We start from the raw sequence: 20820 nt of genomic DNA on the forward strand, positions 1-20820 counted from the left end.
TAGCCCCCACCCCACAAACAACACAAATCGCCAGGTAAATCCACCATTTCGGAGACAAACCTGGCGTATCAAACAACGCCCAGAGGGGGCGACGTCGTCAAGCAGTTAGTGATAGCAGGCCAACAGACCGTCGGGGCCGTCGATAACCGTGATGGGCGTATTGAAGATTGGGGTCAGCACCTCATCGCGCATGACCTCCTCCGGATCACCGAAGGCCACCACTTCCCCATTCTTCACCGCACAGATGTGATCGGCGTAGCGGGCAGCGAAGTTGATGTCATGCAAGACGATGATGATCGTGCGCCCGAAGTTCTGCGCGGCCTCCTTGAGGTGCTTCATCATTTCCACGGAGTGCGCGATATCAAGGTTGTTGAGAGGCTCGTCCAGCAAAACGTAATCAGTCTCCTGGCACAGGACCATCGCCACATACGCGCGCTGACGCTGGCCGCCCGAGAGCTGATCCAGGTAGCGGTCCTCCAAATCGCTGAGGTGAAGGAAGTCAATGTACTTGGAGATGACCTCCTCGTCCTCAGCCGTCAGGCGGCCCTGCGAGTACGGGAAGCGGCCAAACCCCACGAGCTGACGCACCGTCAGCTTCGTGATGAAGTGGTTCTCCTGTCGCAGGATCGACAAAATCTTGGCCAAGTCCTGGGACTTGGTAGAGGCGATGTCCAATCCAGCGACCTCAATGGTGCCTTCGTCGATATCGAGCAAACGCCCCACCATCGTCAGCAGCGTGGACTTGCCGGCACCGTTGGGCCCCACAAGCGCGGTGATACCGCCGGCCGGAATGTCGAGGGACACTGGGCCAATGTTCGTCTCGTGGGAATAGGTCTTCGCAACGTTATTGAGTGTGATCACAGTCTGCCCTTTCGCAAAATGACGATGAGGAATACCGAGCCGCCGACGAGCTCAATGATGATGGATACAACGCCCTGTGCGTAGAAGACGTGCTGCATGAGGAAGTACGCACCCGTGAGTACAGCAAAGGCGGTGGCGATGGCCATGGGGAACAAGTATCGGTGGTCGTAGGTTTCCGCGAACTGGTAGGCCAAGGTTGCCACCAAGAATCCGAGGAAGGTCATGGGACCTACGAGCGAGGTGGTGGTGGCCATGAGAACTGATACCAGGATCAGAGTAAAGATCGCGTTGAACTTGTGATTTACGCCGAGGTTGGTGGCAGCCTCGCGACCAAGCGAGAGCACGTTGAGGCGGCGGGAATTAAAGAAGAGCAACGCCGTCGCCGCAATCACCGGCGGAATTGCGATGGGATAATACTCAGTCTCAGCATTGTTGACCGAGCCAAACAGTCGTGCCGTCAGCACGTCGAACTCGCTGGGCGTCAGCATGCGCTGCATCAGAGTGGACAGCGATCCAAGTCCGCCACCAATGACCACGCCGACCAATAGCATCGCATGCATGTTGTTGCTGCGGTTTGTCAGCAGCCACGAGTACAGGATGAGCGAGAGCACAATCATCACTGCCATCTGGAACAGGAAGGTGCCCATGTTGCGGGCTTCCGTGAGGCCCGTGGCACCTAGGAAAAAAATGGTCGCAGTATTAATCGCCGCGTAGAGCGATTCAAAGCCCATGATGGACGGGGTCAGGATGCGGTTGTTGGTGACCGTATGAAAGGCCACGGTCGCAACGGCTTGGCACGCAGCCACGATAGCCATGGCGATCACGGCGTCGGCACGGCGTTGCGCGATGAGCCACCACTTACGCGTTCCGAAGTCCATGGGGTTGTCATACGCCAGCAGGCCAAACGCGAAGAGTGCGCCCGCCACGATGAGCGCCACCAAGATGATCCAGTACTTGCGCGCTGCTTTGGCCGACTGGAAGGAGCCCACATAGCGCTGCTTGGCGACGTCGCCTGTGCGCTGCTCTGTCTTAACGCTCACGGGTGGACCTCACAATCAGGAATACGAAGACGGCCGCGCCGACCACGCCCAGGATGACGGATACGGGCAGCTCAAACGGCGAAATGACGGTTCGGCCGATGAGGTCACACAAGGTGACCGTGGCAATACCGAGCAGGCATACCCAAGGAAGGTTTGAGCGCAGGTCATCGCCGCGGAACATGCTCACCACGTTGGGAACGATAAGCCCCAAAAAAGGCAGGGAGCCCACGACCACGGTGACCACGCCAGTGGCCACAGCGATGAGCCCGGTGCCGATGAGGATCATTCGGTTGTAATTCAGGCCCACGTTGGTGGCGATTTCTTCGCCCAAGCCTGCGACCGTGAGTTTGTCCGCGTAGAAGAACACCGCGAGCAGCACCAGCAAAACGATCCACAGCACCTCGTACTGGCCCTCGTACACAGAAGTGAACGAGCCCATGAACCAGATACCCAGCTGCTGCAGTTTGTCGGTGGTCAGTGCTACGAAAGAGGACACCGCGCTGACGACGGCGCCCAGCATGATGCCGATGATCGGCACGATGAGCGAGGAGCGCAACGTGACTCGGCGCAAGAAAGCGAAAAAGACCATCGTGCCGATGAAAGAGAACACAACAGAAATGACCATGCGGCCAAGCACCGACGCGTGCGGGAGCACGATCATCGAAAAGAGAAGGCCGAGGCCTGCCCATTCCGTGGTACCCGTGGTCGTGGGTTCAACGAAGCGGTTCTGGGTGAGCAGCTGCATCACCAATCCACTCATCGCCATCGCCGCGCCCGCGAGCACCAGGGCGATGGTGCGCGGAATGCGCGTGGTCATAAACATGTCGCGGCCGTCGTCGTGATCAAGGATCGAATACTCCCCCACCATGAGCGAAAGGAGGAGCAACGCCGCTACAGCCACGACGCCGAGCAACAGCTTCCAAGTGAAAAGCTTGCCGCGGGAACGGCGCGCGGGTGGTGCTTCTTGAACCGCGGTTTTCTCTGCTGAAGTCAAAATTTATCTCTTTCACACCAAAAACCGGAAAGCCTTTCGGCGTTCCGGTTTCGGTTCTATTTGTGCAGGTTAGGACCGCTTCTCAAAGGCGTCAGCCAGAGCGTTGAGAATCTCAGTGTAGGTAATGATGCTCTCGTTGACGTAGGTATCAGCCGGGGCAACGTAGACGTTGCCTTCCTTGACTGCGGTCACGTTCTTCAGCGCAGCATTCTCGTTAACGAGTTTGTCGCCTGGAACGTGTTCTTCGCCTTCCTTGCTGACGGCTGCGTCGCGGTCCATGACGAGGATCCAGTCCGGGTTGGACTCAGCGATTGCCTCGACGGAGATGTCATCGCCCTCGTGGTCATCGGTTCCTTCCGGAACCTCAAGAGCCGGGGTCATACCGATGAGGTCGAAAACCGGGCCGTAGGTGCGGCCGATCTTCGGCGCGATGTAGCCGATCTCGCCACCGGAGGTGTTCACTGCCATGACCTTCTTGGAAGGATCATAAGCTTCCTTGGCGCGCTTTGCGGCTGCGTCGAAGTCCTCGATGAGCTTGGCTGCATCCTCTTCGTGTCCGAAGGTCTGGCCCAGTGCCTCGGTGTGGCGCTTGAGTTCTTCGAAGAAGTCCTTGTCATCGCGCGGCTCAAAGTCGAGCACGGGGACATCTTCCACCAGCTTTTCGATGTCTTCCTGGTGCTGCTCGAAGCGCTGGCCGTTCCAGACCACATCCGGTTCCGCAGCGACGAGAGATTCCAGATCCGGCTCGCGGTGGGAACCGAGGTCAGCTGCGACGGTGTCCTTGTTGTAGACATCGCGCACGGTGGAAGGAACCAGCTTCAGCGGTGCGGCGGCAATCTTGACATCCCAGTCAGCAAGAATCTCGAAAGCGCGGTTGTCCGTAACGGCCGGGGCAGAAACCGGGGCAGCAATCTTCTTCTCACCGAAGTTGTCCTCGAGAGTGATCTCCGTGGTCTCGGAGGAGGACGCTGCGGAGGTGTCAGAAGAACCGGAGGTGGACTCTTCTGCAGAAGAGCAAGCGGTCAGAGCCATCGACAGGGCTGCGACGGACGCGACGAGAGAACGACGAATCTTGGCGGTCATGATGTCCTTTTCAAAAGGTTTTCAAATACTCGCCTAACCTAACTGATGTAAGCCTTACCTTTCAAGCAGTTTTTGTTAGGCAAGCCTACAAATGCAATAAAATATAGGTTGAACTGCGCAAAGAGGTGGTTACCCCCACCCCCTTGCACAGTGCAAGAAAACCTACTCCGAGCCTACTCCGAGCCTACTCCGAGCCTACTCGGCGCCTAGTCCGTGGACGATTCCGCCAAGAGATCCGCCACCGCAACAGCGCCCTGTTCGGCAAACTCCGCATTCGCTGCCGCGCGCATTTTCGTGTCCGCCAAGTAGTCAATCGCTACTTGGGCCAAGCCTGCTGCGGAGTCCACTGCGGCGTCGACAGCCGCATCCGTTGCGGCCCAGCGAGCGAAGTCCTCGGTATGCAGGGCAACGTCGGACGGAGAGACCTTGACCATCGGGTGAATGCCCGGTACAAGGTGCGAGACGTTACCGAAGTCCGTGGACGCGGCAAGGGTCTCCGGCACGGTTCCCGCGGGAAGCGCCGTCCGTCCGCGCAGCGTTTGCGTGCGCGTCCACCGCTCCACCAGCGCCTCGTTGTTACGCACCGGCAGCGTCATCGGGTGCTCGTCCCATTCGACATCGACCTGGACGCCGGCCATTAGCGCAGCCCCCTCAACGATTTCGTTAACGCGTTGGGACAAATCCATGAGGGTCTGGTTGCCCAAGGAACGCACATAGATGTGCATCGAGGCTTCACGCGGAATCACCGAAGGTCGCGCTCCCCCGCCCATGATGGCGTGGACGCGATCGCTCGGAGGCATCTGCTGACGCATCAGGCCAATGCCCTGGTAGGCCAAGGATGCGGCGTCGAGGGCGTTGCACCCCATGAAAGGTTGCGAACTCGCGTGCGCCGCCACGCCGCGAAAGCGCACGTTGACGCTGCGGCGCCCGACCCACGCGTGCGAGCCAATGTCATAGCCAAAGCCGTGGATCATCATCGCTGCATCCACGGAGTCAAGGCTGCCACCACGGATCATGTACTCCTTGCCCGAATGCCCCTCCTCAGCCGGGGTGCCTTGCAGCAGCAGGCGCCCCTCGACGCCGCCGTTCTTACACAGCGCCTCGACCGCGGACAGGAATCCGCCCACGCCCGCGGCAGCGATAACGTTGTGACCACAGCCGTGCCCGATACCGGGCAGCGCGTCATACTCGGCCATGATTGCCACGGTGGGATGAGATGTCGCATCGAAATTCGGGCTCCTCCACTCCGCCTCGAAAGCGGTTTCCACCCCGTAAACACCGCGTCGGACGGGGAAACCGCGTTGCTCCACGACGTCGGCAAGCATGCCCATCGAGCGGTGCTCCTCGAAGGCCGTCTCTGGGTGAGCATGCAAATCCTGCACGATGTGGGCGGCAAGCTCGCGGTTGGCGTCAGCGCTTTCCGACGCCGCCTTCCACAGCACGTCCTGCCCCGCATAAGCCTCAGCCAGGGATGCTTGTGCTCCCGCGTTGGCTGCTTGGGCGGCCGCCACGCGCTGCGCGATGAGCTGCTCCGTGGCCTCCAAATATGCCGTTGATGGATTGTTTCTTGCGTGATTGTCGCTATCGCACACGTTATCCCTCGATGAAAATGTTGTTGCCCGGACCCAGCGGCAGGTCTGCGTAGAACCAGATGGCCAGCAGGATTGCCCACGCGGTGAAGAACGGAACCACGTATGGCATCAGGCGCGCCATCAGGGTGCCCAGGCCTGCCTTCGGCTCGTAGCGCTGCAGGAATCCCAGCATCACAATCATATACGGGTTCAGCGGAGTGATGATCTGAGTTGCAGAGTCGCCCACACGGAAGGCGCCCTGAATAAAGGCCGGCTCGTAGCCCAGCAGTGCGAACATCGGAACGAACACTGCCGCCATCAGGGTCCACATCGAAGAACCGGAGATGATGAGCAGGTTCAGGCATGAGGCCAAGACGATGAACGCGAGGACCGCGCCAAAGCCGGTGAGACCGATGGATTCCAGGAATGCCGCGCCCTTGACCGCAGTAAAAGTACCGATGCCGGTCCACGCAAACAGCGCCACGAACTGGCCCAAGATGAAGGCCAAGATGAGAAAGCTCAACATGTCTTTCAGCGAACCAATCATCATGTCGACGACATCCTTGATGCCGTTGACGGTGCCCACGACCTTGCCGTAGACCACACCGAGCACAAGGAAGTACAGGAAGACGATGAAGACGATGGAGCTCATCAGCGGAGACTTCGGCAGGAAGCCTCCGGTCTCGTTACGCCACGGGGAATCTGGCAGAAGAATGGCGAACAACAGTGCCGCGGTAACGATGACGGTGGCAACTGCAGACCACACCAGGCCTTTGCTTTCAGTCAGGGAAAGCTCTGCGGAGAGCTCCTCGCCGTTCTCGTCGCGGTCGCCGCGGTGTGCGGCCTCTTCCGGATCGATGTCCTCTTCGGTAGGCACTTCCTGTTTCCACATGCGCGGCTCGATGACGCGGTCAGTGATGTAACCAGCCAAGACACCGAGAACGATGGAAGATGCCACGTTGAAGAAGTAGTTGGACATTGCGTTCACGTCAGAGGACTCCATGCCCGGGAGGGTCTCCATAACCGCGGTGGTAATACCTGCGAACATCGCATCCAGGGAGGTCGGGACCAGTGCGGTGGAGTAACCAGCGCCAACGGCAGCGAAGCCACCGATGAGGCCTGCGACAGGGTGACGACCGGCTGCTTTGAACACCATCGCCGCCAGAGGCGGAACGATAACGAAGGCAGCGTCAGCCATGACCGATGCGGTCACGCCAATGACTCCGACTGCGTAAGGCAAAAGCCATGGCTTCGCAGAGCCGAAGAGCTTGCGAATGAGGGCGGAGAGCATTCCGGAGCGCTCGGCCACGCCGACTGCCAGCATGATGGGCAGCACCGTAACCAACGGCGGGAAGGTGATGTAATTCTCGCCCATCGTGGTGGTAAACCACGACATGCCCTCGCCGGTGAACAAGCCCTTGACGGGCTGAATTTCATCAGATCCAGGCACCTGCACCTTGATGTCCATCCACGCCATGATGGAAGAAGCAACGCCGGTGATGAGGAACAGGATCAGGAAGATAGTGAACGGCTCTGGCAGCTTGTTGCCTACGTATTCGACGCCGTTAAGAAACTTGTCGAGCCAACCACCCGTGGCCGGCTTGCTCTTCGCAGCCTTTGCAGGGCTAGCACCGGATTGAGGGGCACGCGTTGTCTTATCTGCGACAGGCATGGGTGGCCTCCTTCATCAAAGATTCTTTGCAATGTAACATACACTACATCGAAAAAGTGATTCACATCTCAATCTTGGCCCAATTGCCACTGCCAATTTTTGATTTCCGTACGAAAGAAACCTGCATTCGAACCATCGAATCCAGCCAAACTGGCGCTTGTGAGCCGCTTCGATGGTTCGAATGCAGGTCACGCTTCGCGACGCCGCGCTAACAGCGCAGGTATGAGAAAAGCCCCAGCTAAACATCGTTTAGCTGGGGCAAGTGGTGGAGCCGCCGGGAATTGAACCCGGGTCCTTCGTCACCTCGCCAGGGCTTCTCCGTGCGCAGTTTGCACAGGATCTCTACTCGGCCCTCCGGCACGGGCAAACACGTTCCGGATGATGGGCCCAGTTGCTCTAGAAGTCCCCTTCCGGCCGAACAACAAACCAGAAAGGCAAGTTCCTTAGTCGATGCCAGGAACCAGGTCAGGAACTAAACCTGGGCTGACAGACACGCGTCGCTGAAATTAGGCAGCGAGGGCGTAGTCACGCTGAGAGTTCTTCTCTGCGTTTATTGGTTGCTGCGACGCTTACGGTGGTCTCCAGCCTGCACCGGCACGCTTCCCCTGGCTCAATGTACGAAGTCGAAACCAAGTCGACCCCATTAACCTACAGAGCGGGTATGTGCAATTCTCTGCGGTTTGCTCTACGCTACTCCAACACCGGCTTAGGGCTCAAGTCCCCGGCATAAACCCTATGTGGTTCATCGCTGCCCTACTGCGCATCCAGCCAATCTTTGAGCACTGTAGCGTGGTTTACCTCGCGGTCCTTGGCGGCGAAGATAAGCGTTACTGCACCCTTGTCTGCGAGGCGGCGCAGGTTTTCCATATCTTCGGCGTCGTTCGCGTCAAGCTCAGACTTATAGCGCTTGGAGAACTCATCGAATGAATCCGCGTCGTGGTTCCACCACTTGCGCAGCTCAGGGCTGGGAGCTACGTCTTTGAGCCAATAGTCCGGCGCCAAGTCATCCTTGCTTATCCCGCGCGGCCAGAGCCTGTCCACGAGCACCGACTTGCCGGTTACTTTTGCATCGCCCTTGACGACGTCGTGTGCCTTTGCCGTATGAATCATGGCACCCAGGCTACGTCGTGGCGGCGCTTTAAGCGTTGATTCCCTTGATGCGGCGCCCCAGTTCGCGGGTGATTTCGCGGTCTTGATCGCGGCGCTTGATGGCCTCCCGCTTGTCGTAGTCCTGCTTACCCTGGGCAAGGCCCAACTCGCACTTGGCACGGCCATCTTTCAGATAGACCTTGAGCGGCACCAGAGTCTTGTTGCCATCGCGCACCTGCCCCATGAGCTTGTCAATCTCACGGCGGTGCAGCAGCAGCTTGCGGGTGCGCTTTGGCGAGTGGTTTGTCCAGGTTCCCTGCGAGTACTCAGGGATGTGGAGGTTGCGGATATAAACCTCGCCGTCGTCGATGGTTGCGAACGCATCGACGAGCGAGATTTTGCCCTCACGCATTGACTTGATTTCGGTTCCCACCAGGACCATGCCGCATTCGAGGGTATCGAGAATCTTGTAATCGTGACGGGCACGGCGATTGGTGGCTAGGGTCGTGTTGTTATCGACCGCTGCTTTCTTCTTTGCCTTCTTCGCCATAATTTCTACAACTATACGCGGTGCTTACTTGCGCACATAAGCGCGCAGGGTAATCTGCGCCGTCAGTGCAGCAAAAATCAGAGCGAATACACCCACGATAGGCAGAGCAACCCAAATGTCCGAGCTCTTAATCGGTGCCAGAAGCTGCGATTCGTAGAGATTCTTCAGCGAGGGGTCAACCACCGCGGACTTGCCTGCGGAGATGCCCACGCCAGCGAGCACGACGCCGATCAGCGTTCCAAGGAGTGCTTCCAACACGAACGGAGCCTGGGTCATCCAGCGGGATGCGCCCACCATGCGCATAATCGAGGTCTCACGGGAACGGTTGAAAGCAGCAATCTGAACCATGTTCGCGATCAGGAAAATAGCTGCGATTGCCATCACGGCCGCGAGCACAAAGGTGGCATTGCGGATGGCGTCCAAGTTATGGGCGGCACCGCGGACTTCTTCTTGCTGGTCAATGATTTCGCTGACTGCCGGGTTGTCTTTGATGGCGTCGATTGGCGCGGTATCCGTGGGATCGACCAAGCGGACGTGGAAGGCCGCTGGCAGCGCGTCGGGAGAGGTCTCCTCCACCATCACAGGATCGGTCTCCTGGAAAAGCTCGACGAAGCGGTCGTAGGACGCCTGACGGTCACGATAATTCACCGATTCCACGTCATCGTCGCTTTCCAGCTGCTTCTTCAAGTCAGCGCATTCCGAGGAACTACATTCCGGATCGTTTGCTGAGATGTCCTCATTGAGCTGAACCATGACTTCCACGCGCTCCAAGTAGATCTCCTTGGTGTCGTTGGTCATGTTGGTCACCAGCACGCCGGCGACGACCAGCGCTACGGAAATGGCGGTCGTGATAACCATCGCCACCGTCATGGTCAGGTTGCGGCCGAGCCCCTTAAAAGCCTCGCGTAAAACTAGTCCTAGTTGCATTTACAGAGCCTCTCCGTACAGTGCGTGGTCTTCATCGCGAACGAGCTTGCCGTTGTGCAGCTCGAGGACGCGCTGGCGGGCATCATTGACGGCACGTGCATTGTGCGTAGACATGATGACTGTGGTGCCGCGGCGGTTGATCTGGGATAGCAATCCCAAAATCTCCGAGGCAGTACCCGGGTCTAGGTTGCCCGTCGGCTCATCTGCAAGGACCAACTTGGGGCGGTTAACAAAGGCACGCGCCACGGCAACGCGCTGCTGCTCACCACCGGAAAGCTCATGCGGCATGCGGTGCTGTTTGGAACCCAAACCCACCATTTCCAGAACTTCCGGGACCGCTTTGTCGATCTTGGACTTCTTCTTTCCAATGACCTCGAGTGCGAAGGCCACGTTTTGGTAGACGTTCAGCTTCGGCAGCAGGCGGAAGTCTTGGAAGACGTAGCCGATGGACTGGCGCAGCTGATTAATCTGGCGGCCTTTCAGCGCATTGACGTGGAAATCGCCGAAGTGAATGTCACCGGAGGAAACATTCGTCTCACGCACCATCAGCTGTAGGAACGTCGACTTACCGGAGCCGGAGGGCCCGATCAGGAAGACGAATTCGCCGTCATCGATCTGAAACGAGACGTCGTCAAGCGCGGGCCTTGTCGACGTCTTATAAACCTTGGACACATTTTCAAAGGTGATCACTCAAGCCACATTAGCAACATGAGTTAACAACAGAAAGTGTAAAACTAACTTTCCTGCTCTTCCTTCTGCGCCTCAGCCATTCGCCAGCGGATTCCGGCCTCCAAGAATCCATCCAGGTCACCGTCGAGCACCTTCGATGGATCGCCCACCTCATAGTTGGTGCGCAGGTCCTTGACCATCTGATACGGGTGCAGGACATACGAGCGCATTTGGTTTCCCCACGAGGCATTGCCGCCTGCGCCGAGCGCATCCATCTCCGCCTGTTCTTCCTGACGCTTGCGTTCCAAAAGCTTAGCCTGCAGCACGCGCATCGCCGAGGCTTTGTTCTGGATCTGGGATTTTTCGTTCTGGCAGGTCACCACGATGCCGGTCGGAATGTGCGTCAGACGCACCGCGGAATCCGTAGTATTAACCGACTGGCCTCCAGGGCCCGAAGAGCGATAGACATCGACGCGCACGTCCGCATCCGGAATGTCGATATGGTCGGTCTGCTCCACAACCGGCAGCACCTCCACCTCAGCGAAGGAGGTCTGACGCCGCCCCTGATTATCGAACGGCGAGATGCGGACCAGACGGTGGGCGCCCTGTTCTACAGAAAGCTGGCCGTACATGTATTCGCCATGCACCACGAAGGTGGCCGACTTGATGCCCGCCTCCTCTGCATAAGAGATGTCGTAGACATCCACCTTATGTCCATTCTTCTCCGCCCAGCGCACGTACATACGCATGAGCATCTCGGCCCAGTCCGCCGCATCCACGCCGCCTGCACCGGAACGGATATTAATAACGGCCTCACGCGGGTCATACTCGCCCGAAAGCATCGTGGTCACTTCCAGTGCCTCGATGAGGGTGCCCAGCTCTTCTAGCTCGTCGTCGGCAAGCGAGGTGTCACCCTCTTCCTCCGCCAACTCGTACATAACCGGCATATCGTCCACGCGCGAACGCAGCGATTCCAGCTTGCGAATCTTGGCCTGCGCGGCCGAAAGCGCGGAAGTCACCTGCTGCGCGTGGGCCGGATCATCCCACAAAGAGGGGTCACCAGCCTGAGCCTCGAGCTCACGAACCTGCTCAGCTAAAGCTGCAGGATCCATGACCTTTTCAATGGTCGTAAGGGTGGAATCCAATTCGGCAAGACGGGCTGATTGTTCGGGACGCATAGCGCCCAAGTCTACCTGCGCGGCACACACAATTAGCCATCGGCCGCATTTAGCGGGACAATAGCTCCATGACTCAACAGCCGAGCTTGAATGAGATGATCGACGCGATCACCAAGACCTTTCTGGTAGCTCACGTAGACGATACCGACGCACACCTTGCGCAGGCACTCGTTTACAACGCAGGCCGCCTGGCATGGCGCATGCGTGAGCAGGGCATTGACGTCGATCAGAAGACCTCCATTTCTGATGTCGTCACCGATGCAGACCGCGCCACCGAGCGCTTCGTTGCCGGCGTGCTCGAGGTGGTGCGCCCCGAGGACGGCATCCTCGGCGAGGAGGGCGCTACCCGCCCTTCCACCTCGGGACGCAACTGGGTCATCGACCCGGTAGACGGTACCTATAACTTCGCATCTGGCTCGGATTACTGGTGCTCGGCGCTCGCGCTTACCGACGCCGAGGGCGTCATCATGGGCGCAGTACACCGCCCCGCCATGGGCTACACCTGGTTCGGCGGCCGTGACTTTCCTACTTCCCGTGATGGAAAGGACGTCGCCAAGCTGCAGGATAAACCGGCAAATGAAACCAGCATGGCAACCTACCTGCACCCTACATCGATTCAGGACCCGGAAATCCGCGCGGCTTGGCAGCGTGTGTCCGAGCACTTTGCTACAGTTCGCATGCTCGGCGCCGGTTCCGTGGACCTCTCCAGCGTTGCTGACGGCACCTGGGGTGCTTGGATGCAGCACAGCGTCGCGGACTGGGATTGGTTCCCGGGCAAAGCGCTGGTGGAGGCCGCAGGTGGCGCCGCCCGCAAGGTAGAAGCAGGCGGTGTGGAATGGTGCATCGCTGGTAATAAACAGGTTGTCGATCAAATGGAGGCATGGCTCCGTGGGTAAGTTCAAAGAAGACTTAGGCCTCGCGCTCGAGCTGGCAGGTCACGCGGATGTCATCACGATGCACCGCTTTGAGGCTTCCGATCTTTCGGTCAAGGACAAGCCGGATATGTCCCCGGTTTCTGATGCTGACTTGGCCTGCGAGAAGCAGATTCGTGAGGCTCTCAAGCGCTCCCGCCCGCGCGACGAAGTCTTAGGTGAGGAATTCGGTGGCACCCCGACGTTCAAGGGCCGCCAGTGGGTCATCGACCCAATCGATGGCACCAAGAACTTCGTGCGCGGCGTGCCGGTATGGGCCACGCTGATTGCTCTTTTGGAAGACGGTGAGCCTGTGGTTTCGGTGATTTCCGCGCCTGCTTTGCGACGTCGCTGGTACGCCGCCAAGGGCGGCGGCGCCTACCGCGTATTCGGCGGCGAGCCAAAGCGTCTGCACGTCTCGCAGATTGACCAGCTCGAAAACGCCTCTCTGGCCATGGGCTCGTTGGCAGGCTGGGCTAAGCGCGGTTTGCGTGATTGCTTCGTGGAGCTCTCCGAAAAGACCTGGCGTCTGCGCGGCTATGGCGACTTCTGGAACTACTGCTTGGTGGCAGAAGGCGCAGTCGACATTGCGGCAGAGCCTGAGGTCTCCCTCTGGGATCTTGCAGCGCCGTCTCTGCTGGTAACCGAGGCAGGTGGCAAGTTCACCGGCCTCAACGGTGAGGCCGGCCCGCACCACGGCTCTTCGGTTGCTAGCAACGGCCTGCTGCACACGGCAGCGCTGGAAGCGCTGAAACTGCCTTAGGCAAAACAATCACTAAAACGGCTACATGCCCCGCGCTTCAAGCACGGGGCATGTAGCCGTTTGTGGGAGAGATTAGTTCTACGGGAGCGTAAAACCTGCTCCTACCCCACCGCGGCGGTTCATGTCCGCAAGGATTGCGTCCATATTCATCGCTACGGTCGGATCGTGCAGAGCGCCCTGCAGCGGGGTGCGGCAATCAGGCAGACCCGGGATAAGACCGCGGGAGATCGCGCCGATGATGCGACCCTTGTACATAACCGGTGCGCCGGAATCGCCTTCCATGGCGCAGACCTGGTTGATCTGGACTTCCTTGGCCTGCTGGTAGGTCATGCCACAGGTAGTGCCGGTTGCGACGCCGGTCTTGCAGGTGACAGCGCCCGGCTTGACAGTGCCGCCAACCTCCGTGGCATGCACGCCATTGTAATTGCGGGTTACCTCAGCCTTAGAGCCGAACTCGATGACCGAGTAATCCAGGTAGTCGTTCCTGGAGGCAATGGTGCCGGTTGGGCCAACCTGCCAGGAATCGGCGGAAGAAACTGGGTCACCGACGTTGCCGCAGTGTCCCGCGGTGATGCCTACCTTGCGGCCGGCTGCGTCGGTGCCTGCTGCGGTCAGGGTGCACATGGTGTCCTGACGAACATACAGCGGCGTACCCGGGCCGTACAAGGACTTTCCACGCGTCAACGCCGCATTGGATTCTTCAGGTACGCGCGGTGCGTCGAAGTAGGAACCAGGTACGCGATGCAACACGTAGTCATCGAAGGGCTTAGCGGCTGCCGCCTTGGAGAAAGCATCGTTCTTCCAGACGTAGTTCGGGTCCGTGCCCTGTGGCTTGAAAGCCGGCTGCGTTGCCTGCTCAATCATGCCGACCGGGTTCGGGTTGGTCAGCGGTTGCGCGTACTGCTGGCTATCCGCTTTCGCTTGTTCGATGACCGGCTGCACTGCGTTCTGAGCCTGGGACACTGCATCGTTGACAGCCGAATTCAGCGCTTTATTCTGTGCCTGAATTTGGTTCTGAACCTGGCTTTGCACTTGTGCCTGGGCCGGCGCAGCCGGCTGCTGCGTCTGCAGCATGTCATTTAAACCAGATTGCGCGCCGAAGCGAGCAATCTCATCGTTGACATGATTGACCACGGCACTCGCGGCGGCAGCTGGGTCGAATGGCTCGGCAGCAGGCAGCTCTTGGGCACCTGCGGTGGGGCTCGCAAAGAAAAACGCACCTGCGAAAGCCGAGCCCACGATGACTTTCTTTAGGTGCGGAATGTGAAGCATGAACAAATCCCTCTATCTCTCTTGCTATTGGTCTAGCAAGGCTCATCATTTCACGCGGATAGGTATTACGAAGCCCTAGTTTGTATCTGTTTCCAATCCGTTATCGTTTACACAGTTTCCGGGTGTACCCAAAATCTTTGGTTTACCTAAAAACGGCCGCTGTACTAGGTTTTCTTTGTAAAACGTCAAAGGGGCCTGGCCCCAACCCAACCGGGCTGGATATAAGGTGTCTACCTAACAGGGGCCAGGCCCGAAGCTGGCGGCCGCTTCATTTCTCTAGCGGGTGTCGACGGGCCGCACGGCGGGGATGCGGTTGCGACGAATGGGTTGCTTCACGACGCCGTCGTCAAGCGCCTGAACGGGTAAACAGAGTTTTCCGACCTATCGCAATTTGCGACCAGCGGCTCACTATCTCCCGTCCGCGTGACCGATATCCAGGATACGTCGCAGCTCAGCAAATACCTCAGGGCGTACCTCATGGGTTACTACCCGTCCACTCTTAGACCTAGTAAGCAGCCCGGCATCCGCCATGGTCTTTAAATGATGCGATACCGTCGGCTGACTAAGCCCAGAAACACAGGCCAGCTCCCCCACGGTCATCGGACTACAGCCAGCGGCAGCGAGCTGAGACAAAATTTGCAGGCGCGCCGGTTGCGCCAGCGCTTTGAAGAGCGTTGCCGCAGCTTGCGCTTCCGCTGCGTCGAGAGGCCGACCGCCAAGTGCGCAGCATTCTGAGATTTCGTCCATACCTGTTGAGACTACACGGCTCCCACTCTGGACATATTGACATCTATCGATATATCGATTACACCGGAATCTATGACACAGACTACAAAGTCACTCAGCTTCCTAGATCGCTTCTTGCCGCTATGGATTGCAGCTGCAATGGCAATTGGCCTCATTCTGGGCAAAATTGCACCGTCACTTGTGAACTGGTTGGCAGAGGCAAAAATTTTGACAATTTCCGTACCAATCGCCATCGGCTTGCTGGTCATGATGTACCCACCGCTCGCAAAAGTCCGATACGACAAAACGGGCAAAATTTTGACATCAAGGAAGCTGATGGGCATTACAGTCTTCCTCAATTGGATTCTCGGCCCCGCACTAATGTTCATCCTTGCCTGGATATTCCTCAGCGATAGTCCAGAACTGCGCACTGGCGTGATTATCGTCGGTCTCGCCCGCTGCATTGCAATGGTTTTGGTCTGGAACGACCTATCTTGCGGCGATACTGAAGTCGCTGCCATATTGGTGGCCGTAAACTCGCTATTTCAAATTTTAATGTTCGGCGTTCTAGGGTGGTTCTACCTGCAGATTCTGCCATCCTGGTTGGGACTGGAAACCACTTCCGCCACCTTTTCTTTTTGGGCAATCGCGCTATCCGTAGTGGTATTCCTCGGCATTCCGCTTCTGGCTGGCGCGGCATCACGCATAATTGGTGAACGCACCCGTGGTCGCGACTGGTATGAAAATGAGTACTTGCCCAAAATCTCACCATTGGCGCTTGCCGGCCTTCTATACACAATCGTGTTGCTCTTTGCACTTCAGTCACAGCAGATTGTTGAGAATCCCTGGACCGTTGGAAAAGTGGCGTTACCACTAGTGATCTATTTCCTCGCCATGTTCGCGATCGCTCTCACTTCAGCCAAGGCCGCGGGCATGAACTACGCAACCTCCGCATCGATTGCCTTTACGGCTGCCGGAAATAACTTCGAGTTGGCAATTGCAGTTGCGATTGGCACCTTCGGCCCATTGTCCCAGCAAGCACTTGCGGGAACGATTGGACCACTGATTGAAGTTCCCGTACTCGTTGCACTTGTCTACGTCACCCGCTGGCTCGGGCCGCGCCTTTTCTCCAATGATCTTTCCGTACCGGACAAACTATAGAAAAAGGAGTCTGAAGTGAAGAAAATCCCAAAACTACTACCAATGCGCTTGCAGCCAAATCAGTTGCAGAAATCGGCGCCTCTATAGACGATGCATCACCAAAGCCCATTGACCCCACGATTCTCCGGACTGCAGATCGTGTCGTCTTCATCGGCGATGATGCTCCAGCACAGGGCATAGCCGGGGACCGCTGCCCACCAGGTGGGAAGCAGGTTCAGGGTTGGGCCAGCCACGCGTTACCTACCCATTCGAGAGCAATGGGAATGGCAATGATTAACAGATACGCGCGGAAGACGCCTGGCACCTCGGACTAAGTGAAACTCGTCAGCATTGTTCTCGGGCCACTAGGTTACGCGTGCCCTGGGCTCTTTGAACACGTTAGCTTCACAGGGAATGTACAGACGAAACACTCTGTTTTTACTCAAAATCACCTAATGTATTGCCAGATTCGACTGCTACAACTAGAAAGTCGTTTTGATTAAGACGCTTATAGGGAGAGCTTTTTACCGAAGAGCACCTCCCGATAAGTTGTAGTACAAGGAGAAATCTGAGGTGAATAAACCTTCACGAATTGTGGGGCTTGATATAGCGCGCTCCCTCGCCATCATCGGCATGATCATTGTCCATATGGCCTCACTGCTTTGGAGCACAAAGGTTGTGCTCTCCGGCCTGCCTTCATCATTGTTCGCCATTATTGCCGGCGCCACCATGATGATTATCGGCCGAAATTACAGCAACACCACCTTCTTGCGCCTCATCACTCGCGGCGCTCTGATTATTCTTATCGGCCTGGCCTTGTTGCCGGTCGGTGGAGAAATTCAAGTAGTCCTCATCGTCATGGGTCTGGTAATGATGTTGGTTTCCTGGATGCCAGCACTCGGAACCTGGTGGCGAGTCGGCTTCTTCATCGCCGCAACTATCGGCGCAACAATAAAGTACGCGCCCATGACGCTGCCACAGATTTATCCGCTACTGGCGTGGATTGCATACTTCATCGGCGGCATGCTGCTTTACGACGTCTACCTACGCGGTCGTCTGCAAGACACTTCTGCCTCCAAGACTAGCGCTAATGCCCGGTTGAGTTGGATTGTTACCGCTGTCAGCGTTGTCATCACAGCCGTCGGCATGTACTTCCGATTTGATCCCGAGATTGCTGGCTGGCTCCGATTTACCGGACATACCGGTGTCTTCGGCGAAATCATTCTCTCCGTCGCCATTGCCGCTGTTGTGCTGCATTTGTGTCTTTTCGTAGGCGACCGCTTCCCGACCGCGGTTTATCCATTCGCGGCCATGGGAACAATGTCGCTGACCATTTACGTCCTGCACGTTCTCACCGCGGCTTATTGGCAGCAGAATGTTGCATTGCATTCCACGCTGTCTGCAGCAGGTTTCATCGTATTCTTCCTCGTCATCGCAAGTCTCTGGAAGAAGTTTGTGGGTCAGGGCCCTGCCGAAAAACTCGTTGCCACCGCAATCAAGGCCATTGTTCCTTCTGGGAAAGGGAAATAACCGTGAAGAAAACATCTTTTTCCATCGCAGCAATTGTTAGCAGCACCCTGCTTCTAACTGCGACTCCAGCTCTTGCATTGGAAAACGGCGAACCCGCACCTGCAAATGCTGAAAGCAGTTCTGTGGCCGCGCTAAAGATCGGCAAAGTCGGCAATTTCGGTGACTGCACCGGAACGCTAGTTGCCGAGCAGTGGGTGCTCACAGCACGCCACTGCCTAGAGTCTGTGAACAACGAAGGAACCCAGGCCCGCATCGGCGGGAAAGTCTACGATGCCGATTCTTGGGCGCTGTCTCCAATGTCTGATGCAGGATTGCTTCACCTGACTCAAAAAGTCACTGACGCAACCCCGGCGAAGGTCTCCCGCGATATTCCAACACCTGGACAGGTGGGAACTCTCTACGGCTGGAGCAGCAGCTCGTCGATGGCCCGATCCGGACAGCTTCCGATGTCCAAGATGGTCGTCAATGAGCTGCTGGGCGGAGGCCCCGATGAAGGAACTCCAAGTGAGGCTGCGCCTGGTGAAGCTACTCCAGGTGAGGCTACTCCAGGCGGTGCCATGGAATCAATGGAAATGCAGCCAGGATCCGTCATGCCAGGTACAGCAAATCCAGATGCAGCTAAGCCAGATGCTTCCAAAACCGAGTCGATCCCTGCTGGAACCGAAAGCATCCCAGCCGACGCTGCCATGATGCCGATGATTGAAAGCGCCATCCTGGACGTACATTCCGTATCTGGCGCAGGTATGCAGGGCGGCGACTCCGGCGGACCATTCTTCGTCGATGGAAAGCTCGCCGGGCTTGCTACCGCCGGAACTTCCAATGGCGATCCTGACCTGCCCTCCCCCAGCGCGGCAATCACCACCCTCGCAGGCACTGCCGACTGGATTGACGGTGTCACCTCTGGTCGCGACAAAGAAAGCGTCCTAACCGCAGAGAACACTCCTGCTCCGCCAAAGACCATTCAGACCAGCGCCGATCACATGTGGGGTTACCTCGCCATCGCGTGCGTTGGCCTGGTTATCGCAGCAGCCTGGTCGCGCATTAGGAATGGCCGACAGTAGAACCGTCTAACCACAACCACAAGCCGCCTCCCCAGCAAGTACTGGGTAGGCGGCTTTTATCGTGCATACTAAGAATCGACGATGTGATTCACATAATTGCTATTTGGTGAAGTCGTGTCTCGTGAAGACGAATGGGGCAAATGGAAAGCGGGACGGAGCAAGACACAAGAGAGCACCATCCTTCGGGTGACCTCCTACCTCTGCCCTACTCCGCAGGGGTGGGGTGTGACAGGTGACGGTCGCGCTTACCTGTCAGTGAAAACCCCGCCGACTGTTGGGTTCGACGTTTGGAACCGGACTGTTGAAAAGCTGCGCGGTGTCGTGAAATGCGACGTTGAACTGCGCCGTTTGGCCGCTGACCGAGTGGCAATCGTCACCCCGCCGAGGGCTGCCCGCATGACCCCTGGGTGCCTGGCGCAGACGAGCAACTCCATGTAACTGGCACCGACTCGTTGGAAGAGCTTTGCGCGTCATCTGTTGCCGCGTATCCGCGCCTGGCGTGGGTGCAGGGCCGCCAGGATCCAGCTGATTATGTGCTGCGCAACTTCAATGCCAAGGAGCGCGAGGAACTCGCTTTCACCCTGCCCACCGCGGCGGAGGCAGTGGAGCTAATCGCCAGCCACGGGCTGGAAATTGCTCAAAACCAGGTGCACGGGCGGTAGTAGCTAGCGGCAAGGCAGCAAAGAGCCCCCTTCCCTCCCAGCTTTCACGGGGGATGAGGAAGAGGGCTATTTTCGCTTTCTAGGAAGCTTCAGCCTTACAGCTCGTCGGTGTTCGTGCTGCTCGGTGTTTTCGTCGGCGGTTTCGCTCTGCCCACCGAGCGCCTGGCGGTGGGATTCGGGAAGCTGCGGCAGGGCGCCCGTGAGGGCATCGACCAGGTGATGAGGATCAGGCGCCCGAGGAGCTCCCCGTCCGACACGCCCACGACTCGGCGTAGCGGCCGCCCTTCGCCAGCAATTCATCGTGCGTGCCCCGTTCTGCGACCGTCCCGTCCTCCGAAAGCACGACGATGAGGTCGGCATCGCGGACGGTGTGCAGACGATGGGCGACGACGATCACGGTGCGATCGCCGCGCAACGCCTCCATCGTGCCGACGATCGCCCGCTCAGCGGCCGCATCCAGCGAGGACGTCGGCTCGTCGAGAAGCACCACCGGGGAATCCTTCAGAAGCGCCCGGGCGATGGCGAGGCGCTGCCGCTCGCCTCCCGACAGCAGCGTCCCCTCCTCCCCCACCGGGGTATCCCACCCGGAAGGCAGCAGCTCCACGATGCGGTCCACCCCGGAACGCCGAGCGGCCTCGCGCAAGCGGTCCCCGTCACCGGGCCCGGAACCGAATTCGGGGTCGGCGAAGACCACGTTGTCCCGCACGGACGCGTCGAAAAGGAACGTCTCCTGGAACACCGGGGTCACCAGCGAGTTCACGCCGTCGGTGCCGATCCGAGGCAAGGGCACCCCGCCGATGAGGATCTCCCCCGAGTCCGGATCATGAAAACGCGACAGCAGCCGCATGACCGTCGTCTTGCCCGCCCCCGACGGTCCCACTACAGCAACCAGCGCTCCCTGAGGTGCACGGAAGCTGACGCCGTCGAGAACCTTCTTATCCCCGTACCCGAAGCTCACGCCGCGGAACTCCACGTCATGCCCGTTGGGCAGCTCCGGTGCGGTCGGTTCGGGAAGGGCGGGGATCGCCCGCAGGTCACGCAACGCAGCCAACGTGTTGCGGCCCGCACCGAAACCGCCGGACAACGCTCGGGCCTGACCCCCGGAAAGTAGACACGTCGGG

Annotated in this window: 21 protein-coding genes, 1 other RNA gene and 1 pseudogene; 7 read left to right on the top strand and 16 right to left on the bottom strand. The window is 58.3% G+C overall.

The window, feature by feature from the left end:
- Window positions 1-105: 105 nt before the first annotated feature.
- The 12 genes from HMPREF3155_RS05505 to prfB all read right to left on the bottom strand — a co-directional run bounded on the left by HMPREF3155_RS05505 (window position 106) and on the right by prfB (window position 11634).
- Window positions 106-861, bottom strand: a complete 756-nt coding sequence (locus tag HMPREF3155_RS05505; RefSeq protein WP_061926068.1) for an iron ABC transporter ATP-binding protein — start codon at window positions 859-861, stop codon at window positions 106-108.
- Window positions 858-1901 (bottom strand): iron chelate uptake ABC transporter family permease subunit, encoded by a 1044-nt coding sequence (locus HMPREF3155_RS05510; RefSeq protein ID WP_070432768.1) that lies wholly within the window; start codon window positions 1899-1901, stop codon window positions 858-860. The genes HMPREF3155_RS05505 and HMPREF3155_RS05510 overlap by 4 nt, the downstream gene beginning before the upstream one ends.
- Window positions 1891-2895, bottom strand: coding sequence for an ABC transporter permease (locus HMPREF3155_RS05515; RefSeq protein ID WP_070432769.1), 1005 nt, complete (start codon window positions 2893-2895; stop codon window positions 1891-1893). The genes HMPREF3155_RS05510 and HMPREF3155_RS05515 overlap by 11 nt, the downstream gene beginning before the upstream one ends.
- Before the next feature lie 69 nt (window positions 2896-2964).
- On the bottom strand, window positions 2965-3978 hold the full coding sequence (locus tag HMPREF3155_RS05520) for a siderophore ABC transporter substrate-binding protein (protein ID WP_062041676.1): 1014 nt from the start codon (window positions 3976-3978) through the stop codon (window positions 2965-2967).
- Between the two features lie 206 nt (window positions 3979-4184).
- Window positions 4185-5570, bottom strand: coding sequence for a M20 family metallopeptidase (locus HMPREF3155_RS05525; protein WP_070432770.1), 1386 nt, complete (start codon window positions 5568-5570; stop codon window positions 4185-4187).
- Between the two features lies 1 nt (window position 5571).
- Window positions 5572-7221 (bottom strand): AbgT family transporter, encoded by a 1650-nt coding sequence (locus tag HMPREF3155_RS05530; protein WP_083281260.1) that lies wholly within the window; start codon window positions 7219-7221, stop codon window positions 5572-5574.
- Between the two features lie 263 nt (window positions 7222-7484).
- Window positions 7485-7863, bottom strand: a transfer-messenger RNA (tmRNA) gene (ssrA, locus tag HMPREF3155_RS05535).
- A 111-nt stretch (window positions 7864-7974) separates the two neighbouring features.
- On the bottom strand, window positions 7975-8331 hold the full coding sequence (locus HMPREF3155_RS05540; protein ID WP_070432771.1) for a DUF488 domain-containing protein: 357 nt from the start codon (window positions 8329-8331) through the stop codon (window positions 7975-7977).
- Window positions 8332-8359: 28 nt separating this feature from the next.
- Window positions 8360-8860: an SsrA-binding protein SmpB gene (gene smpB / locus HMPREF3155_RS05545; RefSeq protein WP_061921111.1), complete on the bottom strand. Its 501-nt coding sequence runs from the start codon at window positions 8858-8860 to the stop codon at window positions 8360-8362.
- 24 nt (window positions 8861-8884) lie between these two features.
- Window positions 8885-9787, bottom strand: coding sequence for a permease-like cell division protein FtsX (gene ftsX / locus HMPREF3155_RS05550; RefSeq protein WP_062035640.1), 903 nt, complete (start codon window positions 9785-9787; stop codon window positions 8885-8887).
- Window positions 9788-10477 carry a cell division ATP-binding protein FtsE gene (ftsE, locus tag HMPREF3155_RS05555; RefSeq protein ID WP_062041691.1) on the bottom strand — a complete coding sequence of 230 codons (690 nt, stop codon included), beginning with the start codon at window positions 10475-10477 and terminating at the stop codon, window positions 9788-9790. It lies immediately after the preceding gene.
- Window positions 10478-10521: 44 nt separating this feature from the next.
- Entirely contained in the window at window positions 10522-11634 is a 1113-nt protein-coding gene (prfB, locus tag HMPREF3155_RS05560) for a peptide chain release factor 2 (protein ID WP_070432780.1), read from the bottom strand.
- 68 nt (window positions 11635-11702) lie between these two features.
- Here prfB and HMPREF3155_RS05565 point away from each other — a divergent pair, with 68 nt between their 5' ends.
- Both HMPREF3155_RS05565 and hisN read left to right on the top strand, forming a co-directional pair.
- A complete protein-coding gene (locus HMPREF3155_RS05565; RefSeq protein ID WP_061921105.1) occupies window positions 11703-12530 on the top strand; it encodes an inositol monophosphatase family protein in 828 nt (275 codons plus the stop codon).
- Window positions 12523-13308 carry a histidinol-phosphatase gene (hisN, locus tag HMPREF3155_RS05570; protein WP_070432772.1) on the top strand — a complete coding sequence of 262 codons (786 nt, stop codon included), beginning with the start codon at window positions 12523-12525 and terminating at the stop codon, window positions 13306-13308. The genes HMPREF3155_RS05565 and hisN overlap by 8 nt, the downstream gene beginning before the upstream one ends.
- 78 nt (window positions 13309-13386) lie before the next feature.
- Here the strand turns inward: hisN and HMPREF3155_RS05575 are convergent, their stop codons facing one another.
- The gene (locus HMPREF3155_RS05575; protein ID WP_070432773.1) at window positions 13387-14580 is read right to left on the bottom strand and encodes a S1 family peptidase; all 1194 of its coding nucleotides are present in this window, start codon (window positions 14578-14580) and stop codon (window positions 13387-13389) included.
- Between the two features lie 252 nt (window positions 14581-14832).
- Between HMPREF3155_RS05575 and HMPREF3155_RS12860 the strand changes: the two are divergent.
- Window positions 14833-14946: pseudogene (locus HMPREF3155_RS12860) on the top strand (histidinol-phosphatase); the annotation flags it as partial.
- A 42-nt stretch (window positions 14947-14988) separates the two neighbouring features.
- Here HMPREF3155_RS12860 and HMPREF3155_RS05580 read toward each other — a convergent pair.
- Window positions 14989-15327, bottom strand: a complete 339-nt coding sequence (locus HMPREF3155_RS05580; protein ID WP_070432774.1) for an ArsR/SmtB family transcription factor — start codon at window positions 15325-15327, stop codon at window positions 14989-14991.
- A 72-nt stretch (window positions 15328-15399) separates the two neighbouring features.
- Here HMPREF3155_RS05580 and arsB point away from each other — a divergent pair, with 72 nt between their 5' ends.
- Window positions 15400-16467, top strand: coding sequence for an ACR3 family arsenite efflux transporter (gene arsB, locus HMPREF3155_RS05585; RefSeq protein ID WP_070432775.1), 1068 nt, complete (start codon window positions 15400-15402; stop codon window positions 16465-16467).
- 95 nt (window positions 16468-16562) lie between these two features.
- Here the strand turns inward: arsB and HMPREF3155_RS13030 are convergent, their stop codons facing one another.
- On the bottom strand, window positions 16563-16700 hold the full coding sequence (locus HMPREF3155_RS13030; RefSeq protein ID WP_168162308.1) for a hypothetical protein: 138 nt from the start codon (window positions 16698-16700) through the stop codon (window positions 16563-16565).
- Between the two features lie 319 nt (window positions 16701-17019).
- On the opposite strand from HMPREF3155_RS13030, the gene HMPREF3155_RS05590 reads away from it, so the two are divergent.
- The 3 genes from HMPREF3155_RS05590 (at window position 17020) to HMPREF3155_RS05600 (ending at window position 19699) form a co-directional block, all read left to right on the top strand.
- On the top strand, window positions 17020-17976 hold the full coding sequence (locus HMPREF3155_RS05590; protein WP_070432776.1) for a DUF418 domain-containing protein: 957 nt from the start codon (window positions 17020-17022) through the stop codon (window positions 17974-17976).
- A gap of 2 nt (window positions 17977-17978) precedes the next feature.
- Window positions 17979-19037, top strand: a complete 1059-nt coding sequence (locus HMPREF3155_RS05595; RefSeq protein WP_070432777.1) for a trypsin-like serine protease — start codon at window positions 17979-17981, stop codon at window positions 19035-19037.
- 407 nt (window positions 19038-19444) lie between these two features.
- The gene (locus HMPREF3155_RS05600; RefSeq protein WP_070432778.1) at window positions 19445-19699 is read left to right on the top strand and encodes an aminoacyl-tRNA hydrolase family protein; all 255 of its coding nucleotides are present in this window, start codon (window positions 19445-19447) and stop codon (window positions 19697-19699) included.
- 226 nt (window positions 19700-19925) lie between these two features.
- Here HMPREF3155_RS05600 and HMPREF3155_RS05605 read toward each other — a convergent pair.
- On the bottom strand, window positions 19926-20820 hold an 895-nt coding region (locus HMPREF3155_RS05605; protein WP_148138223.1), incomplete at its 5' end, for an ABC transporter ATP-binding protein.

The sequence above is a fragment of the Corynebacterium sp. HMSC06D04 genome, from assembly GCF_001807315.1.
In the GTDB taxonomy this organism is placed as follows: Bacteria; Actinomycetota; Actinomycetes; order Mycobacteriales; family Mycobacteriaceae; genus Corynebacterium; species Corynebacterium simulans.